Here is a 25,429-nt window from a genome sequence, read left to right as displayed (position 1 = left end):
AATTATATGACATTAACATTGTTAAAAATTTATCCCCTCTTAAAACAAATGTAATTGTTTGTTACGAATAAAGAACAAAAGGGAACAGCACCAATTAGGAATTAGTTGATGCTAACCCCCTTGAGTAGTCGTAGTGTTCAGTTTTCTCGCAACTTGTAGCATGTAAATCACGATCGTAAAAGCCACGAGGTTCATACCTAGAACGAGATTCCCTGCATTAAAAAACTTAAGGGTAAAAGTACTGCCTAACCAGAAGTCAGACCCAGCACCGATTGGACTAGTTTTCACCCAAATACTAAAAAGCCATCCAGACGCGAAACGATAAGACACCAATTGACTGGCGAGCACTGGAACCTGGATTAGCCAGAAGAGAAAATTTAACCTAAACCAACCAAATCGTCGCTTAATGGCAGCGATGCCACAGTAAGCGCCAAAAAGATACAAAAACGAAGCAAGAACAAGCGTTCCACCTGTTAAGAGACCGATTGAACCTTTACTTGCAGTCAAAACGCTTCCCATCACTCCAGAAACGCAGCCCAAAATGGGGAACACTCCAATAGCATTGCGGAAATAGGCAGGAAAAGTCAATCGCCTTTCCTGTGAAGCTGAAAGACGGGACTCCAGCACTTTAAATGAAGGTGTATTAACTTCAAAAATGTGGGAGTCTTGAAATATCCTGAGATTCTTTTGTAAAAAAAACTGGGATGCATGGGAATTAGGTGTTCCAGGTGTTCTGTGATCTCACATCGCAAATGAATACAAGGACTTAGGCGGAGCACACAGTCGTGGAGTGTAAATAATTTCGATTTTCTCGTATTTTTCAAACACTGATGTGAACATTAAGAACACCACGATACACTCCAGGTGAAAATGGGTGTCTCGTGGTTAAATTTACTCGTAAAATCAATGAATACAATGATTTGGAGTTTTTCAGAACACTTGGAACACGTGGAACACCGCTAAATTCTCATGTTCTAGAAGTTCTCGGTATTGGATAACCTACACGTGAAAATTTTGAAATTTCTGAATATATTTTCACTTTATAGTGATCTTGGTATTGCGGATTTCCAGCCACAGTTTAGCTAAGCTGCCGTTAAATAGCCAGATTATGGCGCACATGAAATACAAGCCGGTCGAGGCAAAGAAGTTTTCATAGCGGATCATCTCGTTGCCAACCAGCGTGTGATAGATCCAGTAGCACCCATCGACCGACCAATACCAGGCAAACAGCGCGCCGGGAATTGACCAAGACAGTTTGCGAAAGTGATAGGCGTCCAACAGCGTTCTCAGGCACCAGGGCGCGCTAAGGTAGGTGAAAAACGCCATCACGAAGCAAATTCCTATATCCCAATCACTAGCCTGATAGTAATACGATCCCCAAATCAGCCAAGCCATCCCTAGTGCAAGGGTAAAGAGCTTCCACGGGCGTAGCAAATCAGCTAAATATAGATTTAATTTCATAAGAGAAACTATACAATACCCTTATACATAACAAAACAATCATTGTGTGTTTTGTCTAAATATTTCAAGCCTGGCACTGTGAGTGCGGAAACAATTTTGAATTGAATTCATCATTCCATTTAACCCTTTTCATTTTGGTCTGGGCGTGCTTGCCAAGGCAGTGGCACCTACGCGTATCAGCTTTGCCGGATTTGCCTTATCGCAGGTAGTAATGGATCTGGAGCCGGGTATCAAAATGTTGACGGGGTCGGCGGCGGACCTGCACATCATTACGCACAATGCGATAGGCGCTAGCTTGATTGCCGTCGCGACGGTAGGCCTGTGGAGCGTCTGGGAGCGCTACCGGCCGGCCAGATATGCGCAGCCAGTACCCGGCAAGAGCGTGCTGATGCTGTCCTGCCTATTTGGTACTTACTCGCATGTGTTTTTGGATGGTATGTATCACCGCGACATGGGATTGCCGCAAGCGCATTGGGCAATACCCAACGTTTTAAATAGGGTTAAGCAAGAATGGAGGTCAAAATGACTGCAACACTCAAGGTGACAATTGAAAGTGCCTGGCGCGGGGGAACACTCGACATTGTGACGCCGATTGTCGAGCTGACTTTGGTTGACCATGAATCGATTCCGGGTCTAAAAAACCTCGGTAACGAATACGCATTAAATCTTGTTTCTGGTGAGACAGTGATGCTCTGGTGTGCATTGACACCAAATCGCCAAGTTAAATTTTCAGTAACACAGAAGAAAATCCCCATCTTTAATCTAACTACCGAAGGGACATTTTACATAGAGATTTATTTGCCAGATGGAAAGCTTTACCAATTTCAATATGACGGTGAATCCTAACCAAATAAATAGAAATACAAAGTCGACAACTGAAAAAATGATCATTTCAATTTATCCACACTGAATCAAAATTAACCACTAAACAATACCCGGCAAGAGTGTGCTGATGCTGCCCTGCCTATTTGGCACTTACTCGCATGTGTTTTTGGATGGTATGTATCACCGCGACATGGGGGTGCCGCAAGCGCAGTGGACAATAGCAAAGGCATCGTTTGTCGGCCTTTCTGGTACCGAGACTTTATGTGTGGGCTTTTTGATGGCTGGCGCTGTGATACACGGCCTGCGCCTGCTACGATCCTACTTGTCAGCAAAGATGACGTAAATCTGCGCGAATTTATTCTGGCAGTCAGGCTTTTCCGGCAAAGTTGAAATTTCACACCTCATGCACTACAGCATTGCCGCTCTTGGCTAAGCTCATGATTTTGGTGGCGAGTGGTGTCTTTTGCTCCTCTTCGCCGGCAGATTCCAAAACCTCTATGGCTTCATTAAACCTGCCCAGTTGTCGGAGTGGAATGCGTGCAAACCTTATCGCGCCTGAACCGCATTTACCCGAGCAAGGCTGAGACCGGCACCTTTATTCTGGATTTCTTTAACGAACCGGAAGAAATCCTGGCAGCATTCCAGCCTTACTTCCAGACGGCAGAGCTGGCCGATGTGTCTGACCCGGATTTGATTTTTGATCTGAACGACAAACTGCGTGCTGCCGGCATTTTTACTTGGACTGAAGTTGAGCAGTTTTGCGATGCTTTTTTTGCGAAGAGTAAGAGCAATGCGGCAATTGCAAATATCTGCAAACCCGCCGTAGAACGCTGGCAGAAGCGCTATAAGTCGGCGGTAGAGGCTTACAAGCAAGCACGCGATATGTTTGAACGAACTAAAAAGTTTAATGACGTCATCATGATCACTAACGCCGAAAACGCCTTCAAAGAGTGCAAGAAGGAAAAAGACGCGTTAGAAATCTTCAAAAAAGATCTCGGTACTTTTGTACGCTTTTATGAATTCATGTCGCAGATCGTCGATTACGACGACAAAGACTTGGAAAAATTAGGCCTGTACGCCCGCAACCTGCGCCCCATGCTGCGCGAAACCATCGAGGATGAAGATCAGGTCGATCTGAGTAGCATTGTACTAAGCCACTACCGCGTATCCAAAATCCGCCAGCAACATTTGCTTATGCAAGAGTCGGACGAATACAAGCTGGAACCCGGCGACGCATTAGGTACGGCCAAGGCTAAAGACAAGAAAGTCGAATTCTTATCGCAGATCGTGTATCGCCTAAACGAGTTATTCATCACCGATCAACTGACTGAGGCTGATATGGTGAATTACGCCAACACCATCAGCGACAAGGTACGCGAGAACGAACTGGTGATGCGCCAGTTAATGAGTAATAGTCGGGAACAAGCGATGCTAGGTGATTTCTCTAAGGCTGGGTACGACGCCATAATGGACAGTGGCGCAGCGCATCAGAATCAGATGATGCAGCTGTTGTCTGATCCTGTGAAGGGGAGCAAGTTTCTTAATGTTGTTTTTGATATTTTGACCGCCGGAGGCGCTGGTGGGTAGTGCTGGTGAATAATGATTAGTGATTGCCTGGCGAATGTTGTGAGCATATAGTCAATTTGACAGGAGAATAAAGTGAAGCAAAACAATATCATTCGTGATTCTGAAGAATTGGCAGCCAGGCTAGCAGAGGTGTTATCCGTCCCTGGCTATGATAATACTGCCCGTAATCGCTTGAGTTATTTGGCGTGTTCGATCTCGCTTGAACACGCTCATGCTACGCGGGCGTTGTTGGGTGTGGGATTATTTTCATCTAGTCTGGTGGTGTTGCGGGCGCAGTTCGAGGCGCTAGTGCGGGCGGTCTGGATCTGTTATGCCGCGACGGATGGGCAAATTGAAAAACTTGGTGCCACGCTGACGCTGGATGCAGAACAAGGGGCGAAGAATTTACCATCTGCTAATGAGATGTTGGCATTACTCTCAAACAAAGCGCCGGCTCAGCTGTACGAAGCCTTGAGCCGATTCAAAGAGAGTTCATGGAAGGCCCTTAACTCATTTGTTCACGCCGGCATTCATCCGCTACAGCGGCATGAGCATGGCTATCCAGTGCATATTATTGAGCAATGCCTTAGAAACTCTAATGGTCTTGCTGTCATGGCCTCTATGCAGGCGGCTGTGCTCACTGGTCGTCAGCAATTGGTTGGAGACGTTGGCAGGTTAGGAAACGTTTACAAGAGTTGCCTGCCGTCGGAGATTGAGGTGTAACCCAAGTGTAGTTTTTTTGCTTGTTATTATTTAATCGTAGGATTTTAAATCTTGGAATATAGAACAACAGGCGATAATCTTTGCCGTGCTTGCAGCAGTGGACTTAATGGCGGCCGGGTGTTTGTTTCGTGTTTAATTCGTCGCTCATTGCTGACGCTTAGTGACTGAGATTTTTTCTTACCAAACTTCTTATCAAGTGCCAGAAAATAAAAAAGGACTCACAGCGTAAAAACTGTAAGTCCTTGATTTTATTGGTCGGGACGGAAGGATTCGAACCTTCGACCCCGTGCACCCCATGCACGTACGCTACCAGGCTGCGCTACGCCCCGACTCTGAGCCAAAAATTATAGACTATAAGTGGCAAATTATCCATAAAAAAGTGCGGGAGGGGCTTGCCTCTAATAAATGTGAAAATAATTGTGCTGTTATAGGTTTAAATTTGAATAAAATATTTTCATATTTTGCGAAATGCGGTGACAATGTGCGGGCTATGCTGGACATCTTAGTTGTCGGCATTTTTCTATAGGTTCGCTTTTTAGGGGCAGGGTATGAGCATAAAAATTAGTCAGAACTTCGACGCTGGTGCGATCGAGGTCGTGCGTGCTGAGCATGCGGCGGAGATCAGTTTAAATTTGCGTAAAGATAGTCACGCTGATATCGCACAGTGGTTTTATTTCCGCTTGCAAGGGGCACGCGATCAGGCCACGGTGATCAGTATCTTAAATGCCGGTGAGGCAACTTATGCCAAGGGTTGGGAAAATTATAGTGCGGTAGCCAGTTATGACCGCGAGACCTGGTTTAGGGTCGATACCGAGTTTGACGGTAAGGTGATGACTATCCATCACGAGCCTGAATTTGATAGCGTGTATTACGCCTATTTTGAGCCGTATAGCTGGGAGCGTCATCTGTCTTTGCTTGGCAGCGTAGAGCAAACCGGCTTGGCGCGTGTGCTCGATTTGGGTAATACCGTCGATGGCCGCGATCTCAATCTGGTGGTAGTTGGTAATCCTGAGGCTGAGAAAAAAGTCTGGATCATTGCCCGTCAACATCCGGGTGAGACGATGGCTGAATGGTTGGTTGAAGGCACACTGAACGCCTTACTCGATCCGGCTAATCCGATTGCCCGCAGTATCCTGGATAAAGCGGTGTTGTACATCGTGCCGAATATGAATCCAGATGGTTCTGTGCGGGGTAATTTACGCACCAATGCGGCTGGTGCTAACCTGAATCGTGAGTGGATGACGCCGTCGATAGAGACCAGTCCGGAAGTGTATTACGTGAAGAAAAAAATCGAAGAAACCGGTTGCGATTTGTTTTTAGATATTCATGGCGATGAGGCTTTGCCGTATGTGTTTGTAGCCGGTAGCGAGATGCTGCAAGGCTTTAGCGAGACCCAGATGAAAGAGCAGCAAGCTTTTGTCGATAGTTTTGTTGCCGCTAGCCCGGATTTTCAGACTAAATTTGGTTACGAGGCCAGTAAGTACAATGACGATGTGCTGACCCTGGCATCAAAATACGTAGGTCATCATTACAAGTGTGTATCGCTGACACTGGAGTTGCCATTCAAGGACAATGCCAACTTGCCGGATCTGGAAGTCGGTTGGGATGGTGCGCGTAGTATGAAGTTGGGCGAGGCAATGTTGCAGCCAATTTTGACTGCTTTGAATAAATAAGCTTGGTGTATTACGCTTAGCTTGTTAAGCGTGGATTATTAAGTGAAAAGTGAGTGAGCATGGGCGTAGAAATCGAGCGTAAGTTTTTAGTCGTCGGCGATGACTGGCGTGAGCAAGGGCAGGGCGTGTTTATGCGCCAGGGCTATATTTGCTCTGACGCCTCACGTATCGTCCGCGTACGCATCGAGGGCGAGCGTGCCATGCTCACCATCAAAGGCAAGAGCGAGGGGATCTCGCGCAGCGAATGGGAATATCCGATCCCGCTCGCCGATGCTCAGCAATTGCTAGAGACAATGTGCGAAAAACCTTTGATAGAAAAAAATCGCCGCCGGATAGACTTTGGCGGTTTTGTCTGGGAGGTTGACGAGTTTTTTGGCGAAAATGCCGGCCTGGTAGTGGCCGAGATAGAGCTGGAATCCGAGGCGCAAGAGTTCACTAAACCTGACTGGATAGGGGCAGAAGTGAGCCATGACAGGCGCTACGCCAACGCCAATTTGCTCAGGCATCCTTACTGCCGTTGGGATAAGGCGTAATTTTTCCAGCAGAATTCAAATATCGATAGGCCGGTAGCGCATATTCCATGCGGCTCTCCGGCATGCCTGGCCTGCTGCCCGCATGGAATATGCGCTTCTGGCTTGCCTGTTTTTAAAAAATGGCTGAGTAATTCGAATAATCTCGATTAATTTCGGCTAATAAATCCGGGCGATCGATTCTGCCACGCAGACCGGTTTGTCGCCGCCTTCACGTTCTATGCTGATTTCCCAGGCCATTTGCGCACCACCGCTAATTTCTTCCACCGACAGCAATTTCATTCGACCGCGCAATTTGCTTCCTACCGGAACCGGTGCAGGGAAACGCACTTTGTTGAGTCCGTAATTCACTCCCATCTTGAGGTAGCTGATGTGGATGGCATTTTGCATCAGCATAGGTAGCAGTGATAAGGTCAAAAAACCGTGTGCGATCGGTGCGCCAAAAGGTGATTCACGTTGCGCCCGCTCTACGTCTATGTGTATCCATTGCATGTCACCAGTGGCTTCGGCGAAGGTGTTGATACGTTGCTGGGATATTTCTACCCAGTCCGATACCGCCACCTCTTGCCCTACCAAGGATGTGAGTTCTGCCAGACTGTGTATTTCACGCATGCTGCATTCCTCAATGTTGGATTTATTCTGGACGACGGCCAAACATGCCCATGCCTTTGATGGTGCAGACCAGCTTGCCATCTTGGTTGACGGCGCGCCACATGGTGAACACCACGCCTCTATCGAGTTTGGAGGTGGAGGGGCGGCTGTCTAGCGTCTCGGCGCTGACGCTTAAGGTGTCGCCCGGGCGCACTGGCAAGATCCAGCGTACTTCGTCGACACCGGGCGAACCCATACTGGTTGAATCATTTAAAAAGCCATCGACCACCATGCGCATGATCATGCCGCAAGTGTGCCAGCCACTGGCGATGACGCCGCCAAAGATGGAGTCAGAGGCGGCTTCTTTATCGATGTGGAAGGGCTGCGGATCAAACGCAGTGGCGAAAGTGATGATCTCTGCTTCGCTGACTTGGCGCTGGCCTAGTTCTATAACATGCCCCGGAATGAAGTCTTCAAAATACCACTTATAAGTTTTTGCCGGTTTTGCGAGATTTTCTGGAACTACTGGATGGTTAGACATACCTTACTCCTGAAACAAAAAGCGAAGCTAGAAATAATCTGGCGCAGACTCTGCAACTGAGTGCGCCAGACACGCGTACAGCAAAATTAGGCGGCCGCCTTAAAGCCCGGCTGAGCGATAAAACGTGCCAGATGATGATCGGTGTCGCCCAACGACAACTCTATCATGGTCAGGCGTTTAAACATGTGTGCTGCCGGCAGTTCGTCGGTAACGCCCATGCCGCCATGCAGTTGCACCGCTTGCTGGCCGATATAGCGTGCCGCTTGCCCTATGCGTGCTTTGGCAGCAGAGACCGTGCGGCGTCGTTCTTCGGGGTCGTCTGAGCTTAGTTTGACGGCCGCCAAAGTCGCCATTGAGCGTGCCTGCTCCAGTTCCATAAACATCTCTGCCATACGATGCTGCAGCACCTGAAATTTGCCGATAGGCACGCCAAATTGCTGGCGGGTCTTTAAGTAATCCAGAGTAGCGGCGAAGATCGCTTCCATCACGCCTATCGCTTCGGCGCAGAGAAGGGTAACGCCATAATCACAGCCAGCCTCTAATAGTGGCCAGCCTGCACCTTGCATACCCAATAAGGCCGATGGTGGCAGCTGGACCTGGTTGAACGTGATGTCGGCAGCGCGATAGCCGTCGATGGTGCGATACTCGCGCCGGCTAATGCCTGCGGCGTTTGCATCAAGCACAAATAGACTGATGCCGTCGGTGTCGCGCTGCGCACCGCTGCTGCGCGCCGAGACGATTAATTGCCCGGCTTGCGCACCGTGTAGCACCACGGTTTTGACGCCATTAATCACAAAACCATCGGCAGTTTGGCTGGCGCTGGTGGCGATTTTAAACAGCTCGTGGCGCGCTTGTTTCTCGTTAAGCGCCGCTGCCATTTGTAGTTCGCCAGTGGCGACTTGCTCAAGTAAATGATCGTTTTGGCCAGCGAGTTTTAAAAATTCGGCGGCCATTACGGTGGCGAAATACGGCTCTATCACCAGGCCGCGCCCCAGTTCTTGCATGATCACCAGCATATCGATGGCGCTACCGCTAAAGCCGCCTTGCGCTTCCGGAATAGGCAAGGCCAGTGCACCAAGTTCGGCCAGCGCTTCCCAGGCTGGCTGCGACACACCTGCCGCGGATGCGATGATCTGTTTGCGTTGTTCGAAATTGTAATCTTTCTCTACCCAGCGGCGCAGCGCATCGGCAAACTGGCTTTGTTCTTGCGTTAGATTGAAATCCATTTTTTTATCTCCTGATGTGGCTCATTGTGCTGATAGCGCTAAATGTGCGCGGGTCGTTCATAAGCCCAAGATCATTTGGGTGATGATATTTTTTTGTATTTCATTCGAGCCGCCGTAGATCGAGGTCTTGCGGTAGTTGAAATAGTAAGAGGCTAGTGGTGCAGCATCGTCGTCACCGGCTATGCTGTGTTCGTTCTCACCGTCTAAAAACGCGGCATCAAAAGGCAGACTATACGGCCCGGCTGCTTCCATCATCAGTTCGGTCAGTCTTTGCTGAATCTCGGTACCCTTAATCTTGAGCAAAGACGCCTCCGGGCCGGGGCGGCCGCTGTCTTGTGAAATCACGCGCAAGACGGTGATCTCCAGCGCCATCAATTCGATTTCAAGAGTCGCTACTTTGCTGGCGTAAATCGGATCGCTCAGTAAGCTCGCACCATTTTTTTGTTGCTCACTGGCGTAGCGCTTCAGAAATTGCAACTCGCGTTTGGCTCGGCCGACCGCCGCAATATTGGTGCGCTCATGGCCGAGTAAATATTTAGCGTAAGTCCAGCCTTTGTTCTCGTCGCCGATCAGGTTTTGTACAGGTACTTTGACGTTGTCAAAGAACACCTCGTTGACTTCATGATCTTCGTCCAGCATGATGATAGGGCGCACCGTGATGCCAGGGGTTTTCATGTCTATCAACAGAAAGGAAATTCCTTCTTGTTTGCGCACTCCAGTGTCGGTGCGCACCAGGCAAAAGATCATGTCGGCGTGCTGCGCCAGTGTGGTCCAGGTCTTTTGTCCGTTCACCACATAGTGATCGCCTTCATCACTGTTGACGCGCTCAGCACGGGTTTTGATTGAAGCCAAATCGGAGCCGGAACCAGGTTCCGAGTAACCCTGACACCACCAGTCATCGCAATTTAAAATGCGGGGTAAAAAATAGTCTTTTTGCGCCTGGTTGCCAAAGGCCATGATCACCGGCGCCACCATCGCAACACCGAAGGGCAAGATAGGCGGGGTGCCGGCACGTGCGCATTCTTCTTCAAAGATGTGGCGACGGGTGGCGTTCCAGCCTGTACCGCCGTACTCGGCAGGCCAGCCAGTGGCGACCCAGCCTTGCTTGGCGAGTATCTTGTGCCAGCGCACGTAATCTTCTTTGTGCAGGCGTTTATGTTGGAGTACTTTGTGTTTGAGGTCGGCCGGTAAGTTAGCTTCCAGATAGCTGCGCACCTGATCGCGAAAACTCAGATCTTCGGCGTTGTAATTTAAATCCATTTCGTCTCCACTAGGATTGCGGTCGTTGAATAGGTATGACAATAACAAATAAAAGCACGACCGTTCGAATTGAATTGTACAAGAAATTTCATGCAATGCCAGTAGAAATTGAGATTCTTAAATTTGGGTATAAAAAAGAGCCGGAGATACAACAGTATCGCCGGCTCTTTCTCGTACTTGCCGTGAGATCAGTAGTGGATTAAATCTGATCGATTTTTAATGAAAATGCTCAGAACCCTGGGGGGGGGCGCTCTCAGGCATTTCGGTATGGACCAGATCACCCTCTTTATCGGAGAACAAGGGCGCACTGCAATCGTCGCAAAATTCCATCGCGAAAATATCCGCAATGCGCAGGAGTTTGCTGACGCCGCACTCGGTCAAAATGGCAGGAAGCTCTCCCGGTAAATTGTCGTCATCGGCATTGCCCATGGCGTTGATCTCATCATCTTGCTGGTATAAGGGCCATACCACACCGTAAATGACTTCTGGGGCATCGCTCAGGGTAAAACTGACGCGATATTCATCGATTTGCCCAGGCATTTCCTGTACCCCAAAGCCGGCCACGATGGCAGTGAGTTCACTTGCTTCTACACCTAGGGTTTGGGTCAGGTAAAACACCGCAGAGCGGATAGAAATAGGGCGTATCCGTATATCGGCTTCGCGGCAGCCGGTGTAATACGCCTCGGGTAGTAATAGTTCTACGCTGCATCCGGGCAAGAGACGCATCAGTACGGGCGCAGCCTGTTCCTGCCATTTGGCCAAAATTTCGCTCTTTGCCAGGGCGCAATCAAACGGCGATGAGATACTCTGCCAGCGAAATAGTGGCTGGCCCGCTGGCACTACCACCACGCCTAGCAAATAGCGGCTATCGGCTAGAAACGGCACGGTTTGCGGTAATTCTTGCGGTGCAATCGGTGCTTCTTGCTTCAATAGATTAAATACGGTTTTTTCCATTAAGCCATAGGCGTCGCAGTGGGTAGGCGGCAACTGATCGATGGCGAACAGATGCGGCAATACCCGCAAACGGGCTTGCTCAGAAAGTAAAAGTTGCTGCCATAAACTGGTGATGGCGTCGATCTTGGCGGCAGGGATTGCGCCAGAGGCGATCTCAAAGCGGCTCCATGCCAATACCGGTGCCACCATCAACAATACATCGTATTGTTCGTTCTTATACTCGATGCGGCTAGAGGTGCAAATGGACTCCATTGTTTCGAGCAGCACTTCATAGGCATTTGGATGGTTCTTGAATAAATGTTCGGCGGCAGCATCGAGCACGCTTTGATGTTTTTGCTGTAAATTTTTGGCAACTAGCGTATCTAGCTGTGCTTGCCAGGCAATATCTTCGATACGGCTGGCCGATTGCGCTACTGCTAGCGACAGATTGGCCAGTCGCAGACCATCGGCAACTAATTTACTTGATTTTTTTTCTGGTGATCGTCGCATGTGTTTCTATTTTTTTGAATATTGGGTTTTACCAAACAAGACATCTTTGGCTTTAGCGTCATTCAGGGGCTTGCGTAAATCACTCAAGACTTTGACGCCGCGTTGGACTGCAGGGCGTTTGCTGATGGTATCGAACCAGCGTTTGGCATGCGGATAATCGGCCCAGTCTATCCCTTGATTGTCGGCCGAACGGGCCCAGGGGTAGACCGCGATATCGGCAATGCTGTAACTATTTCCGGCGAGATACGGCGTTTGTGATAGCTGCGTTTCGATTACGCTATACAGCCGTTTAGCCTCGTTGGTGTAGCGATCAAAGGCATAGTCTATTTTTTTGGGTGCGTAAATACGGAAATGATGGGCCTGACCCAGCATGGGGCCAAAGCCGCCGACCTGAAACATGAGCCATTGCAATGCATTGTATTTTTCACGGTCGGTTTCGCCTAGAAATTTACCTGTCTTGCCAGCCAGATACACCAAAATTGCACCCGACTCGAACAGCGAAATCGGTTTGCCATCAGGGCCATCGGCATCGACGATAGCCGGGATTTTGTTATTTGGCGAGATCGCCAGAAACTCAGGCTTAAACTGATCGCCAGCGCCGATATCTACACCGATGGCGCGATACGGCAGGCCGCATTCTTCCAGCATGATATGAATTTTGTGTCCATTAGGCGTAGGCCAGGAGTAAGCATCTATCATTTTGTTTCCTTACTTAGGTGAAAATTATGTTGTGCTTATTATGCAGAATTTTTCCGAGATGTGTTGTGATGCTTATTAAAAATGCTTCATGGAAAAAACAATGACTCTTAATTTACAATGTGCTATCTTTAAGATGGATCGTTGTCTATTTTGCAGTGAAAATACCGGGGACATGCAATATGCCGCGTTTACAGATTCAATTTTCCTTCGAGACAATGTTAAAACAAGCAAGTGTCGCATTATTTTATGCCTTGTTCGCTTACCTTAACTTGCATTATTTTTCAGTTCTGAAATTTGTTGCCGTTCCTTATTTAGCCAGCGGATTCGCAGTTTCCGTACTCATTTTATGGGGTGCTCAATATGCGATGGGGATTTTGCTTGGTTCTATAGTCGCGCTCATCTTTCTGGACGCATCAAACTTCGTCATTTTCGCGTATGCCGTGGGCGCGACCTGCCAGGCATTGTTGGGTTTTTATTTGTATGGTTTTTACCGCAAAAAAAATACCTCGTCATTATCGTTAAAATCATTAAAAGATTATTTTTTCTTAATTATTTTAGTCTGCTTTATTAGTACCCTTATTCGCCCTGTTTGCATCTCCCTTGCTTTACTCTTCTTTGGCAATCTCTCATCAGAATTTTTCTTCCTTCGATTTTCGACTCTCTGGTTGGGCGATGCGGTTGCCTGCGTGCTAGTGATACCAGTGGTTTTGAGCGTATTCCGTGATAAATGGTCATTACCGTCTGTCCGAAAAACGATACAAGCATGTATTTTTTGTTCTATTTGTTTTTTCGCTGGACAGGTGATCTTTTTTGATTGGTTTCAACTGGAGTTGGGAAACATCGCCAGATCGTACTGGATGTTTCTTTTTATTTCCTGGATCGCGATTGTTCTTGGTGCCAGGATCACTTCAGTAGTTTTGCTTTTTGTAGCGATACAATCGTTTTGGGGTTCTATCATCGGGACCGGCGCTTTTGGCGAAGACATGATTTTGACTGGCTTAAGTAATTACGGTTTCTTTACATTTATTGCCTGTTTTCTCGGGATGTCGCTGGCACTCTATGCCAGTGAACAGATTGATCATAAAAACACCTTGCTTTCGAAACTCAAAGAGTTGCAGTCTAAAGGGCAGGCTCTTGATGCCATTTCCCAAGGTATTTTAATCAGCGACGATCAGCGCCACATTGTCTATGTAAATCGGGCCTTTCAAGAGATGACCGGTTATAGCGAGGACGAAATACTCGGACGGCCTTGCGGCGTCGTCTTGGGGGAGCACAGTGCGCCCGATGCGGTGAAAAAAATTCAAGCTAGCTTAGGCAATCGGCAAGCGTTTTTTGGCGAAGTTCTCAGTTACCGCAAAGACGGCACTACCTTTTGGAATGAGATTTCGCTCAATTCTGTGAAAAATGCGATTGGTGAATTTGAGCAATTCGTGGCAGTTCACCATGATATTACGCACCGCAAACTGGCAGAGTCGCGCGCTACGCTGGCTAAGGCTGTATTTGAAAATAATCCGAACGGCATCGCAGTGACCGATGCAGAGCAAAACATTGTGATGGTGAATGCCAGTTTCGTGAACGTTACCGGATATGAGGCGAACGAAGTGATAGGCCGCAAACCTCATATGCTTTTGTCGGGGCGTCATGATCGCAGCTTTTATGCCGATATGTGGCAAAAAATTAAAGAAGAAAGCCGCTGGGAGGGCGAAATTTGGAATTGCCGTAAAAATGGCGAACACTATCCGGAATGGTTGCAAATAAATGCGGTTGTCAATTCTGAGGGAGAAATTACCAATTACATAGGTATGTTTGTCGATCTAAGCCAGCACAAAAAAGCCGAAGAAGATATTGAGCGTCTGGTTAATTTTGATACGCTCACTGGTTTGCCGAATTTGCTGTTTATGCAAAATCAAAGTGCTAAGGCGGTGAAGGCTGCCAGTTTAAATCAATCTAGTTTGGCGGTTCTGTTCCTGGATTTGGATCACTTCAAGGATGTTAACGACACCATAGGCCATTACATAGGTGATTTATTATTAATTGAGGTCGCCAAACGCTTCCAAAGCTTGCTGCGTGAAGGTGATGTGTTATCGAGGCAAGGCGGTGATGAGTTCATTGTGTTATTGCCTGGAGCCGGGGAAAAGGGCGCATCGCGAGTCGCAAGAAAACTTCTCGATGCAATCTGGGAGCCTTTCATCATTCAGCAACACACGCTGAAAATAAGCACCTCGATCGGGATTGCCTTATATCCACATGATGGACTTGATTTTGGCGACTTATTTAAGTGTGCCGATACCGCCTTATTCCACGCCAAAGAACAAGGACGGAATAATTTTCAATTTTACGAAGGAGCCATGTCTAATCAAGTCAACGAAAGAGTTGCACTTGAAAACGCTTTATATCTAGCAATTGGCGAGGATCAATTTGATTTGCATTATCAGGCATTGATGGATCTGCAAACAGGAAAAATTACCGGTTTTGAAGCCTTGATACGTTGGACTCATCCCACGTTGGGTGCGATTAGCCCGACCCGGTTTATCCCTGTGGCAGAAGAATGTGAAGTGATCAACGCCATCGGTGCCTGGGTTTTAGATCGGGCATGCAAGGATATTCGACAATGGATGGATCGCGGACTAGCCGTACCGCAAATCGCGATTAATTTTTCTCCGCGTCAATTTCGCAATCCGAACGCAATCATGCATATACAAGCGGCGCTCGACCGCTATCAGCTTCCTGCCAGCGCACTATGCATAGAAATTACCGAGGGCGTGTTGATGGAAAATGCCAATGTCAGCCAAATTACCCTGCGGGCCTTAAAACAATTGGGCATTACGCTGTCCCTGGATGATTTTGGCACCGGCTATTCATCCCTGAGTTATTTAAAACTTTTCCCATTTGATAAAGTTAAAATTGATCAATCGTTTGTACGTGAAATTACCTCAAGTACGCAAGATGCATCGATCGTGATCGCAGTGATCGGTATGGCGCACAGTCTAGGTATTAAAGTGCTGGCAGAGGGCGTAGAGACCGAAGCTCAATGCGAATTTTTACGGGATAATATGGCGGACGAGATTCAGGGCTATTTCTATTCCAAACCGATCCCGTTTGACGCTGCCGAATTGCTTATGAAGGATGATCGTCATTTGGCGCCGCACTTGTTACGCCTGAGCAAACCAGAAAAGACTCTGCTCTTGGTGGATGACGAGCAAAATATCGTCTCCTCATTGAAGCGCTTATTGCGTAGAGATGGCTATCATATTTTGACCGCGAATAGCGGTGCAGAAGGGCTGGAGATTCTTGCCGCAAACAAGGTTGACGTCATTATTTCTGATCAACGCATGCCGGGAATGACAGGGGTGGAATTTTTACGCAATGTAAAAGAAGGCTATCCAGAAACGGTAAGAATGGTGTTGTCAGGGTATACCGAACTTAATTCGGTGACGGATGCGATTAATGAAGGCGCAGTGTTCCGATTTTTGACTAAACCTTGGGATGATGAAAAACTGCGAGAGAATATTAAAGACGCATTTCGATACAAAGAATTGGCGGATGATAATCGCCAGCTTTCTTTAAAGGTGAGAACTAGTAACCATGAATTGGCGATAGCAAATCGCCATTTAGCCGAGGTGTTGCAGCAAAAGCAACAGCAAATTACTCGTGATGCCATGAGTCTCAATATCGTTAGGGAAGTATTGCAACATACACCGATGGCCGTTATCGGTTTGGATGACGCCAATGTCGTGGCCTTTGTTAATGATGCGGCCGTGACGTTGTTTGACGGCATAGGATCATTGTTGGGAGAAGAGTTGGCCTTGATATTGCCTGAGTTAGACGAGGCAATTTCTGAGGCCGATGAGGGTGCCGATGTGCTGTTTAAAATCAGCGATCATTACTACGATTTCAAATGGCGTCGCATGGGGGAGTTTTCGCAATCGAGCGGCAAACTCGTCATATTTAGTAGCGTCATAATTAATTGACGATAGCAGGATACTTGTTAGGGTATGCAATAAATATCCGCACTCTAAACCATCAGATAATGCCCCCTTTGCCTGCGTCTGGAAAAGGGGGCAAGCTGTTATTTGTTCACGTAGCTCCAGCCCAATTCCGCCATCGGACGTGCCGCCTCGCCAGATTTTTTTGCCTGGGCACTAGATGCGGTGCCGTCTACGTAGCGTTTCATAATGCCTTGCAAAATACCCGCCATACGGAATAAATTGTAGGCGAGATAGAAGTTGAAATCTTCTGGTCGTATAGTTTTTCCGGTGCGCTCGCAATATTTGGCGATGTACTCTTGTTCACTAGGGATACCTAATGCCTGATGATCAAGCCCGGCGATGCCACGGAACTGGCCTGGTGTCACATGCCAGCTCATGCAATGGTAAGAGAAATCTGCTAAAGGATGCCCTAATGTGGAGAGTTCCCAGTCGAGTACGGCCAGTATGCGCGGTTCGGTGGGATGGAACATCATGTTGTCGAGACGGTAGTCGCCGTGCACTATGCTGGTATCTTCACCTTGCGGAATATGATGTGGGAGCCATGCAATTAAGTTATCCATGGCCTCGATTTTTTCGGTCTCCGAGGCGCGGTATTGTTTGGTCCAGCGATCAATCTGGCGCGCAAAATAGTTACCGGGTTTGCCGAATTCGGCTAAGCCTATCGCTGCGTAATCGATGTTGTGCAACTGAGCGATCACGCGGTTCAATTCGTCATAAATTTCACCACGTTGCAACGGTGTCATGCCTGGTAGTGACTGATCCCAAAGCACACGACCATCGACAAATTCCATGATGTAGAAGGCGCGACCTATCACCGCTTCATCGCTACATAGGGCATATTGTTTGGCCGCCGGGAATCCGGCTTTATTCAAGGCATTCATGACTTTGAACTCGCGTTCAATGGCGTGAGCGGAGGGCAGTAGCTTGGCGCTGGGGCCAGGCTTGGCACGCATCACATAGCGTTGATCACCTGCGGTCAACTTAAAAGTTGGATTCGATTGGCCGCCCTTAAATTGCTCGACGATCAGGCTATCGGCGGAGCTGGCATCAAAACCTTCAACGTGCTGGCGCATATAGTCTGCCAATGCCGCGATATCAAATTTTTGTCTATCATTTACTGCCATGGTGCCCATGAATTCTTCAAACATCGTGTCTCCGCTATGGTGGTTTGTTGGCTTATTTTCTCATCATATTAGAGCATTTTATAACAATAAATCGTACGATCGTACTATTTTATTTCTTGATCTGTGTTTCAAATTCTAAAAAAACATACGGAAGTAATTATTTTCCCAAAATTTTGATTTAACTTAGGTATGATGAGTTGGTATTGGTTATTACCTCATTGTTCCAACATTTCTTTTTAACATGTGGATCGGGGCACCAAGCATGGCTGATCAGTTTGATGATTTTAGTTTTGATGCTTCAAAAACTGAAACGCACCTAATTTCAGATGGCCTCGTTGCGACATCAAACAGCGACCGTTTGCAATACCTGCTTGATAATACTCCCGCAATTATCTATACCAGCGTCCCGACTGGCGATTTTAAAATGACCTTCGTTAGCGGTAACGCTTACCACGTGCTTGGTTATCACCCTGAAGAGATGGTCTCTGATCCCAATTTTTGGTTTAACCACATTCATCCTGACGATGTAGCGCAAATTTTTTCCAGTTTAGCAATGCTCTTTTCTGAGGGGCAGCGCACCTACGAATATCGTTTTATGAGCCAGTCGGGACATTATGTCTGGATGCACGATATGTTGCGGCTAATACGTGACGAGGCAGGTAATCCGGTCGAGGTGGTTGGTTCCTTAACCGATATCACGGAACGTAAGCAAATGGAGAGTGCCCTGCAAAAAAAAGGCGAAGAACAACAAACATTGATAGGCAAACTTCAGGAGGCGCAAGAACAACTTGTGCAATCGGAGAAAATGGCATCGGTTGGGCAATTAGCGGCAGGTATCGCTCATGAGATCAATAACCCGGTTGGATTTGTGAATTCAAATATGGGGACGCTCAAAACCTATGTGGCCACTTTATTTGATGTTCTGGATCAATATGATGGCTTGGTAAAAAAATTCCCCGAAGGGCATGAGGTGACCAAGCGATTTATAGAAATCAGAAAAAATGCCGACATAGAATTTTTAAAAGACGATGTCGCCGATCTGGTGAACGAATCTATGGATGGACTCAAGCGCGTGAAGGATATCGTGCAGTCATTAAAAGATTTTTCGCATGTGGGCGAAACCGAATTAATTGAGGCAGATATTCATCTAGGTATCGATACCACCTTAAATATTGTCATGAATGAGATTAAATACAAGGCCAGTGTAGTCAAAGACTATGGCCAATTGCCGCTAGTGAAATGCCTTATTTCACAACTGAATCAGGTCTTCATGAATTTATTGGTGAATGCCGCCCATGCGATAAAAGAGACAGGCGTGATTACAGTCAGCACGGGGAGTAATGATGCCGGGATCTGGATCAAAATTGCCGACACAGGAGGTGGAATTGCTCCAGAAAACCTGAACCGTATTTTTGAACCTTTTTTTACCACCAAACCAGTCGGTAGCGGGACTGGATTGGGCCTCTCACTGTCGTATGGCATCGTAAAAAAACATGGTGGCAGAATAGAAGTACAGAGCGAAGTCGGGAAGGGCAGTAGTTTTACTATCCATCTGCCGCTACATCCCGAACTTGTGACTAATGTTTCATAATGTTTAAGTTCGTCTAATACTTCGCTGCAGCAACCAAGGTATTTTTGTGAAAGGGAATGACGTGTCAGAGAAGAATATGTCCTTGCCAACGGAACAGGCATCCGTCACTGGAGATACTGCACGTATCAAAATTGAAGCTAGCGATCATTCGCATACCGTATTGTTTTCTGAAGACAAGCCCGATACCAAGGCTTTAGATAAGATGGGTATAGAGTTGTCTCAATTCCTCGACAGCAGTCCGGTGGCCACTTTTGTGCTCGATGCCAATCACGTCATCACTCATTGGAATAAGGCCTGCGAGTATATGCTCGGTTACTCGGCCGCGACGATGGTTTCCACGCAAAGACAATGGAAACCGTTTTATAAGATGAGCCGACCTGTACTGGCCGATCTTATTCTGGACGTACAAGTTGAAAATAGCATAGGCCAATTTTATGAAAGTAAATTTAAAACATCGCAATTAATTAAAGGAGCCTACGAGGCTACTGATTTTTTTCCTAATCTTGGTCAAAGTGGTTTGTGGTTACACTTTACCGCTGCGCCTTTATACAATAATCGTGGCGAGGTGATCGGTGCAATCGAGACTTTAGAAGACATTACGGAACGGTACGAGGCCGAAGAAGCTTTGCGTCAAGCGCACGATAATCTGGAGGGACTGGTGGTCAGGCGCACGCTACAGTTGGGTGAGCTCAATCAGAAACTGGAAGCGGATATCAAGCAAAGAGAAGCGATAGAAAATGAATTAATTCGTCGCAATAACGAGCTGACCGACCTCAATGTGCAATTTTCCAAAGCCCAGGAACAATTGCTGCAATCTGAAAAAATGGCATCGATAGGGCAACTGGCCGCCGGTGTCGCGCATGAAATTAATAACCCGGTCGGGTATATTTTCTCTAATTTTGGCACCCTGGAAAACTACATGGATGATTTGTTTGAAATCATCCAATACTATGAGTCGATAGAATCCCATATCGGACAGCCGACTGTGGTTGCCGAACTGAAAAAAATAAAAGAAAAAATTGAATTGGATTTTTTGAAAGAAGATATTCCTGAACTGATGCTGCAATCGAAAGAGGGGATAGAGCGCGTCAGGAAAATTGTGCAGGATCTGAAAGATTTTTCTCGTGTCGATTCCAATCTTGAGTGGCAATGGGCGAATCTGCATCAGGGCATCGATTCCACCTTAAATGTGGTGAATAACGAAATAAAGTATAAAGCCGATGTCATTAAAGAGTATGGCGATATTCCGGATATTGAGTGTCTGCAATCGCAAATCAATCAGGTGATTATGAATCTGGTGGTAAATGCCTCCCATGCGATAGGCGAGACCAGAGGACAAATTAAGGTGCGCACGTCGGCCGATACTAGCCACGTGTATATCGAAGTGAGCGACAACGGCAGTGGCATCCCTAAGGAGATCGTTACGCGTATTTTTGATCCGTTTTTTACCACCAAACCGATAGGCAAAGGAACTGGCCTTGGCCTGTCTCTTTCGTACGGAATAATTAAAAAACATAATGGCGATATTCGCGTTGCCAGTGAACTGGGTAAGGGAACAAGTTTTACGATTTGCCTGCCGATTAAACATGTGTTTGCCGATGATGCCAATGAAAGTGCTATCCCATGAGCCTAGATATCAGCACGGATCCACTACCTAAAATTCTTTGCGTGGATGATGAGCCGAATATTTTGTCCTCGCTGCGGCGTTTGTTTCGCAGTAAGGGCTATCAGGTCTTGACTGCGCTTGGAGGTCAGGAAGGTTTGGCGGTGTTGGAGGAGCAGCCTATCGATTTAGTGATCTCGGACATGCGTATGCCTATCATGGACGGTGCCGCATTTTTGGCGCAGGTCAGGGTGCGCTGGCCGGACACCATACGCTTGTTATTGACCGGTTATTCCGATGTGCAATCGATTATCGATGCCATAAATCGTGGCGAAATTTACCGTTACATCACCAAGCCCTGGGATGACAACGACATCATCCTGGTGGTACGCCAGGCGCTGGAGCGCAAAGCGCTAGAGATAGAAAAAAAGCGACTGGAAGAACTCACGCATAGGCAAAATGAAGAATTAAAATCTTTAAATGCGAGTCTGGAAGCCAAGGTGGAAGAGCGCACCGTCGCACTTAGAGCGGCGCATGACTCCTTGCTGCATGTTAACGAAAAACTAAAAAACAGTTTTTTAACCTCAATTAAAGTCTTTTCGAATGTTATAGAAATGCGTGGCGGTAAGTTGGCCGGGCACTCACGCCGGGTTGCAGATCTTGCACGCAAGATCGCCAAAAATATGGGGCTGGAAGCGCGTGAAATTCAAGAAATTTTTGTCGCTGGTTTATTGGCCGACATAGGGAAAATTGGATTTTCGGATGAATTGCTAGATACTCCGGTCAGTCAATTAAGTGGCGATCAGCTGGGCGTATTTCATAAGCACACGATACGTGCAGAGCAGTTGCTGATGCCGCTAGAGGATTTGCAAGGAACCGCGAAAATGCTGCGCTACCAGCACGAGCGCTTTGACGGCAGGGGTTTTCCGGATGGTTTACAGGGCGAGGCAATTCCGCTTGGGGCGCGCATACTGGCGCTGGCTAGTGACTATGATAATTTACAAATTGGCGGCTTGACGGCGAAACGGGTGCATGCCGATGACGCCCAGGCTTTGATTATTCATGGGGCCGGTAATCGCTACGACGAGAAGGTAGTTGCGGCCTTTAAGCATGTCTTTAACGGTGGCATCGATGAGCCTGAGTATCAGGAAATCGCTGCGAAAAATTTACTCCCCGGAATGATACTGTGTGCCGACGTAATTTCTAAAGAAGGATTACTATTATTGCCTGCGGATCATGTCTTAGAGCCGCATGTGATAGAGCGACTGATGTTGTATGACGTATCCGGGAATGGTAAATTGACGGTACGTATTCGTACTAACAGGAGAAAATAATGCGGCGCATTTTATTACTGGACGACGAACAAAATGTTTTGCAGGCTTTGCAACGCAGTTTGCGGCAAATTTTTAAGGACATGGATCTTAAAATTGAAGCCTTTACTGCGCCAGAAATGGCAGTGCAGCGCCTCAATGAGATGGCGTTTGATTTCGTGATTTCGGATTACCACATGCCAGGCATGAATGGCGTCGAGGTGTTAAGGTTGACCAAGCAGCTGCAACCGCATGCAATACGCATGATGCTCAGTGCCTCGGCCGATTTCAACACCATCATAGGTGCTATCAATGAAGCGGAAATATTTCGCTATATCGCCAAACCTTGGAATAGCGAAGACTTGAAAGACGCCATACTCGCCGCTGGAAAACACCGTGATCTGGAACTTGAAGATAGCCAGCTCGCCGATGAATTAAGAGTGCAGCGTGGTGCGATGACGCCACAAGAGCAAGAGGCAAAACGTCTGGAAGAGAGTGATCCGGGCATTACCAAGGTGCGCTGGGGCCCGGACGGCTCGGTGTTGCTTGATTAAATTAGGCTCCCTGCCAGCGCGCATATTCCATGCGCCTTCCAGAGCAACATGGCCTGCGGGCCGCATGGGATATGCGCGCTGGCGCGGTCAATTTGTGACACTTTGATTTTCTTTGTAGACCTTCAGCGTGTGCTCAATAAATTTGTCGAAGTCTTGGCTCGATAGCGCCCGGCTGAAAAAATAGCCTTGGTAGTGGTGGCAACCGGTTTGCTCCAAAAAGTCGCGTTGTGCCTGGGTTTCTACGCCCTCTGCAATGACGTCTAAACCCAGGCTTTGGGCGAAGGCGATGATAATGCGGATGATTGCGGCGTCGCTTGGGTTGTTCAGTACATCGTTGACAAAGGATTTGTCTATCTTTAATTCGTCGAGCGGCAGGCGCTTGACGTAGGACAGCGACGAGTATCCGGTGCCAAAATCGTCGAGGGAAAATCCCAGTTGGTGCTTTTTAAGCTGATTCATCTTAGCGATGACGTCTTCAACATCGGTGAGCAACAGGCTTTCTGTTAATTCTAATTTGAGTCTGTGTGGATCGGCACCACTGCGCTGTAAAGTAGCCAGCACTTCATCGACAAAATGCACTTGTCTGAATTGGTGGGCGCTGACATTGATTGAAATGCTCAGGTGGGAGGTCTCTGGGCGGGTGGCCCAAGTGACTAGTTGTTGGCAGGCTGTCTCAAGTACCCATCTGCCTATCGGCACGATCATGCCGGATTCTTCTGCGAGCGGGATGAAGGCAAGCGGCGGCACCAGACCGCGCTGCGGATGCTGCCAGCGTAACAGCGCTTCGCAGCCAGTGACCGCACCAAGGCTATCCATCTGTGGCTGATAGTGCAGAACAAACTGATGACTGCGTATCGCCTCATGTAAATCGGTCTCAAGCGCGGCGCGCGCAGTGACTGCCGCTTGCATTTCAGGATTGTAGAAGCGTAAGGTATTACGGCCCGCCGCCTTGGCCTGGTACATCGCTAGATCTGCTCGCTTTAAGAGTTCTTCTATGCCGCTTTGTCCCTGGTAGTCGGTAAACAAGGCGATCCCTATACTGGCGGTGCTGTGATGTTCGTGGCCGTCCAGGTGGTAGGTCTGACTGAGTAATAGTAAAACTTTTTCTGCGATCAGCTCGCTTTGTTTGGCCGCATCATCGATCTTGCTGTTGAGGTTGTCGAGCATGATCAGGAACTCGTCGCCACCCAGGCGCGCCACGGTATCGACATCACGGACACAGCTGGTGAGGCGCTCGGCGACGGTTTGTAGTAACAGATCGCCGACGTCATGGCCTAGCGTATCGTTGAGCGGTTTAAAATTGTCCATGTCGATATACAGTAGTGCTCCGTTATTCTCACTACGTAGGCTGGCGGTCAGGGCATGTTGCAATCTGTCTAGCAGCAATCTACGGTTGGGCAGATGTGTCAGAGGGTCAAAGAAAGCCAGATTTCTGATTTCGTCTTCGGCGTTTTTTCGGGCGGTGACGTCGTGTGCAATACCGAGTACGCCAATCAGCTTGCCGTCAGGGGTGTACATAGCTGATTTGGTGGTTTCGAACAGTCCTCGATAATTATCAGCAGCAAAGCTGAGCCATTCTTCGTTCACGCTGGGTCGATTGGCTGCCATTGCGGCTTTATCGTTTTTCCGGAAAGAGTCAGCTAGCTCATGACTGACAAAATCGTAATCAGTTTTACCGATTACTTCGCATTCTCGTGCGCCGAAAAAGCGTTCGAAGGCCTTATTGCAGGAAATATAGATTCCTTGTTCATTCTTGAGCCAAATTAGATCGGGAATTGTAGCTAGGAGCGTTTGTAAACGTGCATGTTCTAGGTCAAGTTCACGGTAGGGCGCAAGTACGCCTGCGGCGAACAGCGCCAGATACACCATAATATAAGCGATGACTTTATACAGGTGGCCTAATAAATTAAAGGTGTCGGTGACGTCTTGATACAGGGTGAAAAACATTTCAGCTAGGCCGAGCACCCATGAGGCGGCTGCCAGCCATCTTAAATCCTCGTTGTCTATGCGCCTGCTTTGCCGGTATAGCAGTATGGCTGCGACTCCATACAAAAGGGCTAACAGATATTCGGCACCGATCTTGATCGCCGTCAGTCCTTGGCCGTGGATGAAAGTGCGAGGTAGCCATCCGACGCTGTTTAAGCCCATCCACCAGACTATGCCGACAAACACGAATGCGATCAATATGGCCGCTTTGCAACGTCTTATCGACCATTGTTTTAAGGGGAATATCGCGACGCCAAGCAGCACCGCTGCCGCCGTGTAACGGCCGGCCAACCAAAAATTAATCGCTTTTTCCGGATCACTAGGTGTGATCAGATCAGGCATGCCGGCGAACGATAAGGTATGCGCGAAATCTATCATGCTGACCGCCAGAAAACCGGCGCCAAGTATCATCCTGTGGCTGTTACCCGACTGCCTGCGTAAGTTCCAGGCGAGGGCAAACACCATCGCCGAAACCGCCATCGAGATAAATTCAAGTAAGGTGTGCAGCGGCAGGTAGTTGGCCGGCGTAGCAAAAAATTTAGCTGCCGGAAGGAGGTGGCCAAAGATCAGCAGCAGCGTGAGCACTGTTACCCAAAAAACCTGCGGCGACCAGGCGTTGAGCAAGGCCGTCGCGGGAACGCGTCGGAATCGAGTCAGGGGGGTATTTGTGGCGGCTTGCTCAGTATTCATGTCACTCCATGAACTAATGACTTAAATCGGCTTAAATTCTAGTG

The 25,429-nt window shown here is 47.9% G+C and carries 22 protein-coding genes and 1 tRNA gene; 12 read left to right on the top strand and 11 right to left on the bottom strand.

Going from position 1 to position 25,429, the window contains the following annotated elements:
* Positions 1 to 111: 111 nt before the first annotated feature.
* Positions 112 to 588, bottom strand: coding sequence for a hypothetical protein (locus ACO0K8_RS05780; protein WP_422945664.1), 477 nt, complete (start codon positions 586 to 588; stop codon positions 112 to 114).
* A 447-nt stretch (positions 589 to 1,035) separates the two neighbouring features.
* Positions 1,036 to 1,395 (bottom strand): hypothetical protein, encoded by a 360-nt coding sequence (locus tag ACO0K8_RS05775; protein ID WP_422945663.1) that lies wholly within the window; start codon positions 1,393 to 1,395, stop codon positions 1,036 to 1,038.
* Between the two features lie 211 nt (positions 1,396 to 1,606).
* On the opposite strand from ACO0K8_RS05775, the gene ACO0K8_RS05770 reads away from it, so the two are divergent.
* The 5 genes from ACO0K8_RS05770 to ACO0K8_RS05750 all read left to right on the top strand — a co-directional run bounded on the left by ACO0K8_RS05770 (position 1,607) and on the right by ACO0K8_RS05750 (position 4,575).
* A complete protein-coding gene (locus tag ACO0K8_RS05770; RefSeq protein WP_422945662.1) occupies positions 1,607 to 1,987 on the top strand; it encodes a hypothetical protein in 381 nt (126 codons plus the stop codon).
* A complete protein-coding gene (locus ACO0K8_RS05765) occupies positions 1,984 to 2,307 on the top strand; it encodes a hypothetical protein (RefSeq protein ID WP_422945661.1) in 324 nt (107 codons plus the stop codon). The genes ACO0K8_RS05770 and ACO0K8_RS05765 overlap by 4 nt, the downstream gene beginning before the upstream one ends.
* Before the next feature lie 106 nt (positions 2,308 to 2,413).
* Positions 2,414 to 2,629, top strand: a complete 216-nt coding sequence (locus ACO0K8_RS05760) for a hypothetical protein (protein ID WP_422945660.1) — start codon at positions 2,414 to 2,416, stop codon at positions 2,627 to 2,629.
* A gap of 194 nt (positions 2,630 to 2,823) precedes the next feature.
* Positions 2,824 to 3,873 carry a hypothetical protein gene (locus ACO0K8_RS05755; protein ID WP_422945659.1) on the top strand — a complete coding sequence of 350 codons (1,050 nt, stop codon included), beginning with the start codon at positions 2,824 to 2,826 and terminating at the stop codon, positions 3,871 to 3,873.
* A gap of 72 nt (positions 3,874 to 3,945) precedes the next feature.
* The gene (locus ACO0K8_RS05750; RefSeq protein ID WP_422945658.1) at positions 3,946 to 4,575 is read left to right on the top strand and encodes a DUF6988 family protein; all 630 of its coding nucleotides are present in this window, start codon (positions 3,946 to 3,948) and stop codon (positions 4,573 to 4,575) included.
* A gap of 252 nt (positions 4,576 to 4,827) precedes the next feature.
* Here ACO0K8_RS05750 and ACO0K8_RS05745 read toward each other — a convergent pair.
* Positions 4,828 to 4,904 (bottom strand) — tRNA-Pro (locus ACO0K8_RS05745).
* Positions 4,905 to 5,123: 219 nt separating this feature from the next.
* Between ACO0K8_RS05745 and ACO0K8_RS05740 the strand changes: the two genes are divergently transcribed.
* Positions 5,124 to 6,248: a M14 family metallopeptidase gene (locus tag ACO0K8_RS05740; protein ID WP_422945657.1), complete on the top strand. Its 1,125-nt coding sequence runs from the start codon at positions 5,124 to 5,126 to the stop codon at positions 6,246 to 6,248.
* A gap of 59 nt (positions 6,249 to 6,307) precedes the next feature.
* Positions 6,308 to 6,781 carry a CYTH domain-containing protein gene (locus tag ACO0K8_RS05735; protein WP_422945656.1) on the top strand — a complete coding sequence of 158 codons (474 nt, stop codon included), beginning with the start codon at positions 6,308 to 6,310 and terminating at the stop codon, positions 6,779 to 6,781.
* A gap of 156 nt (positions 6,782 to 6,937) precedes the next feature.
* Here ACO0K8_RS05735 and ACO0K8_RS05730 read toward each other — a convergent pair whose 3' ends face one another.
* The 6 genes from ACO0K8_RS05730 to ACO0K8_RS05705 form a co-directional block, all read right to left on the bottom strand.
* Positions 6,938 to 7,390: a MaoC family dehydratase gene (locus tag ACO0K8_RS05730; RefSeq protein WP_422945655.1), complete on the bottom strand. Its 453-nt coding sequence runs from the start codon at positions 7,388 to 7,390 to the stop codon at positions 6,938 to 6,940.
* 22 nt (positions 7,391 to 7,412) lie between these two features.
* Positions 7,413 to 7,910, bottom strand: a complete 498-nt coding sequence (locus tag ACO0K8_RS05725) for a MaoC family dehydratase (RefSeq protein WP_422945654.1) — start codon at positions 7,908 to 7,910, stop codon at positions 7,413 to 7,415.
* Positions 7,911 to 7,996: 86 nt separating this feature from the next.
* Entirely contained in the window at positions 7,997 to 9,136 is a 1,140-nt protein-coding gene (locus ACO0K8_RS05720) for an acyl-CoA dehydrogenase family protein (RefSeq protein ID WP_422945653.1), read from the bottom strand.
* Positions 9,137 to 9,193: 57 nt separating this feature from the next.
* Positions 9,194 to 10,396: an acyl-CoA dehydrogenase family protein gene (locus ACO0K8_RS05715; protein WP_422945652.1), complete on the bottom strand. Its 1,203-nt coding sequence runs from the start codon at positions 10,394 to 10,396 to the stop codon at positions 9,194 to 9,196.
* Positions 10,397 to 10,612: 216 nt separating this feature from the next.
* Positions 10,613 to 11,839, bottom strand: a complete 1,227-nt coding sequence (locus tag ACO0K8_RS05710; protein ID WP_422945651.1) for a DUF2863 family protein — start codon at positions 11,837 to 11,839, stop codon at positions 10,613 to 10,615.
* 6 nt (positions 11,840 to 11,845) lie between these two features.
* Positions 11,846 to 12,538 (bottom strand): glutathione binding-like protein, encoded by a 693-nt coding sequence (locus ACO0K8_RS05705; protein ID WP_422945650.1) that lies wholly within the window; start codon positions 12,536 to 12,538, stop codon positions 11,846 to 11,848.
* 179 nt (positions 12,539 to 12,717) lie between these two features.
* Between ACO0K8_RS05705 and ACO0K8_RS05700 the strand changes: the two genes are divergently transcribed.
* Positions 12,718 to 16,509 (top strand): EAL domain-containing protein, encoded by a 3,792-nt coding sequence (locus ACO0K8_RS05700; RefSeq protein ID WP_422945649.1) that lies wholly within the window; start codon positions 12,718 to 12,720, stop codon positions 16,507 to 16,509.
* A gap of 98 nt (positions 16,510 to 16,607) precedes the next feature.
* On the opposite strand, the gene ACO0K8_RS05695 is transcribed toward ACO0K8_RS05700, so the two are convergent.
* Positions 16,608 to 17,675 carry a phosphotransferase gene (locus tag ACO0K8_RS05695; RefSeq protein ID WP_422945648.1) on the bottom strand — a complete coding sequence of 356 codons (1,068 nt, stop codon included), beginning with the start codon at positions 17,673 to 17,675 and terminating at the stop codon, positions 16,608 to 16,610.
* A gap of 238 nt (positions 17,676 to 17,913) precedes the next feature.
* Here ACO0K8_RS05695 and ACO0K8_RS05690 point away from each other — a divergent pair, with 238 nt between their 5' ends.
* From ACO0K8_RS05690 to ACO0K8_RS05675, 4 genes are all read left to right on the top strand, one after another.
* On the top strand, positions 17,914 to 19,242 hold the full coding sequence (locus ACO0K8_RS05690; RefSeq protein ID WP_422945647.1) for an ATP-binding protein: 1,329 nt from the start codon (positions 17,914 to 17,916) through the stop codon (positions 19,240 to 19,242).
* A gap of 61 nt (positions 19,243 to 19,303) precedes the next feature.
* Positions 19,304 to 20,869, top strand: a complete 1,566-nt coding sequence (locus tag ACO0K8_RS05685) for an ATP-binding protein (protein ID WP_422945646.1) — start codon at positions 19,304 to 19,306, stop codon at positions 20,867 to 20,869.
* The gene (locus ACO0K8_RS05680) at positions 20,866 to 22,179 is read left to right on the top strand and encodes an HD domain-containing phosphohydrolase (RefSeq protein WP_422945645.1); all 1,314 of its coding nucleotides are present in this window, start codon (positions 20,866 to 20,868) and stop codon (positions 22,177 to 22,179) included. The genes ACO0K8_RS05685 and ACO0K8_RS05680 overlap by 4 nt, the downstream gene beginning before the upstream one ends.
* On the top strand, positions 22,179 to 22,709 hold the full coding sequence (locus ACO0K8_RS05675; RefSeq protein WP_422945644.1) for a response regulator: 531 nt from the start codon (positions 22,179 to 22,181) through the stop codon (positions 22,707 to 22,709). The genes ACO0K8_RS05680 and ACO0K8_RS05675 overlap by 1 nt, the downstream gene beginning before the upstream one ends.
* A gap of 87 nt (positions 22,710 to 22,796) precedes the next feature.
* On the opposite strand, the gene ACO0K8_RS05670 is transcribed toward ACO0K8_RS05675, so the two are convergent.
* Positions 22,797 to 25,385, bottom strand: coding sequence for a bifunctional diguanylate cyclase/phosphodiesterase (locus ACO0K8_RS05670; protein WP_422945643.1), 2,589 nt, complete (start codon positions 25,383 to 25,385; stop codon positions 22,797 to 22,799).
* Between the last annotated feature and the right edge of the window lie 44 nt (positions 25,386 to 25,429).

It is taken from the genome of Undibacterium sp. Ren11W (assembly GCF_049340485.1).
GTDB lineage: Bacteria > Pseudomonadota > Gammaproteobacteria > Burkholderiales > Burkholderiaceae_D > Undibacterium.
This window is presented reverse-complemented; position numbering and strand designations above follow the sequence as displayed.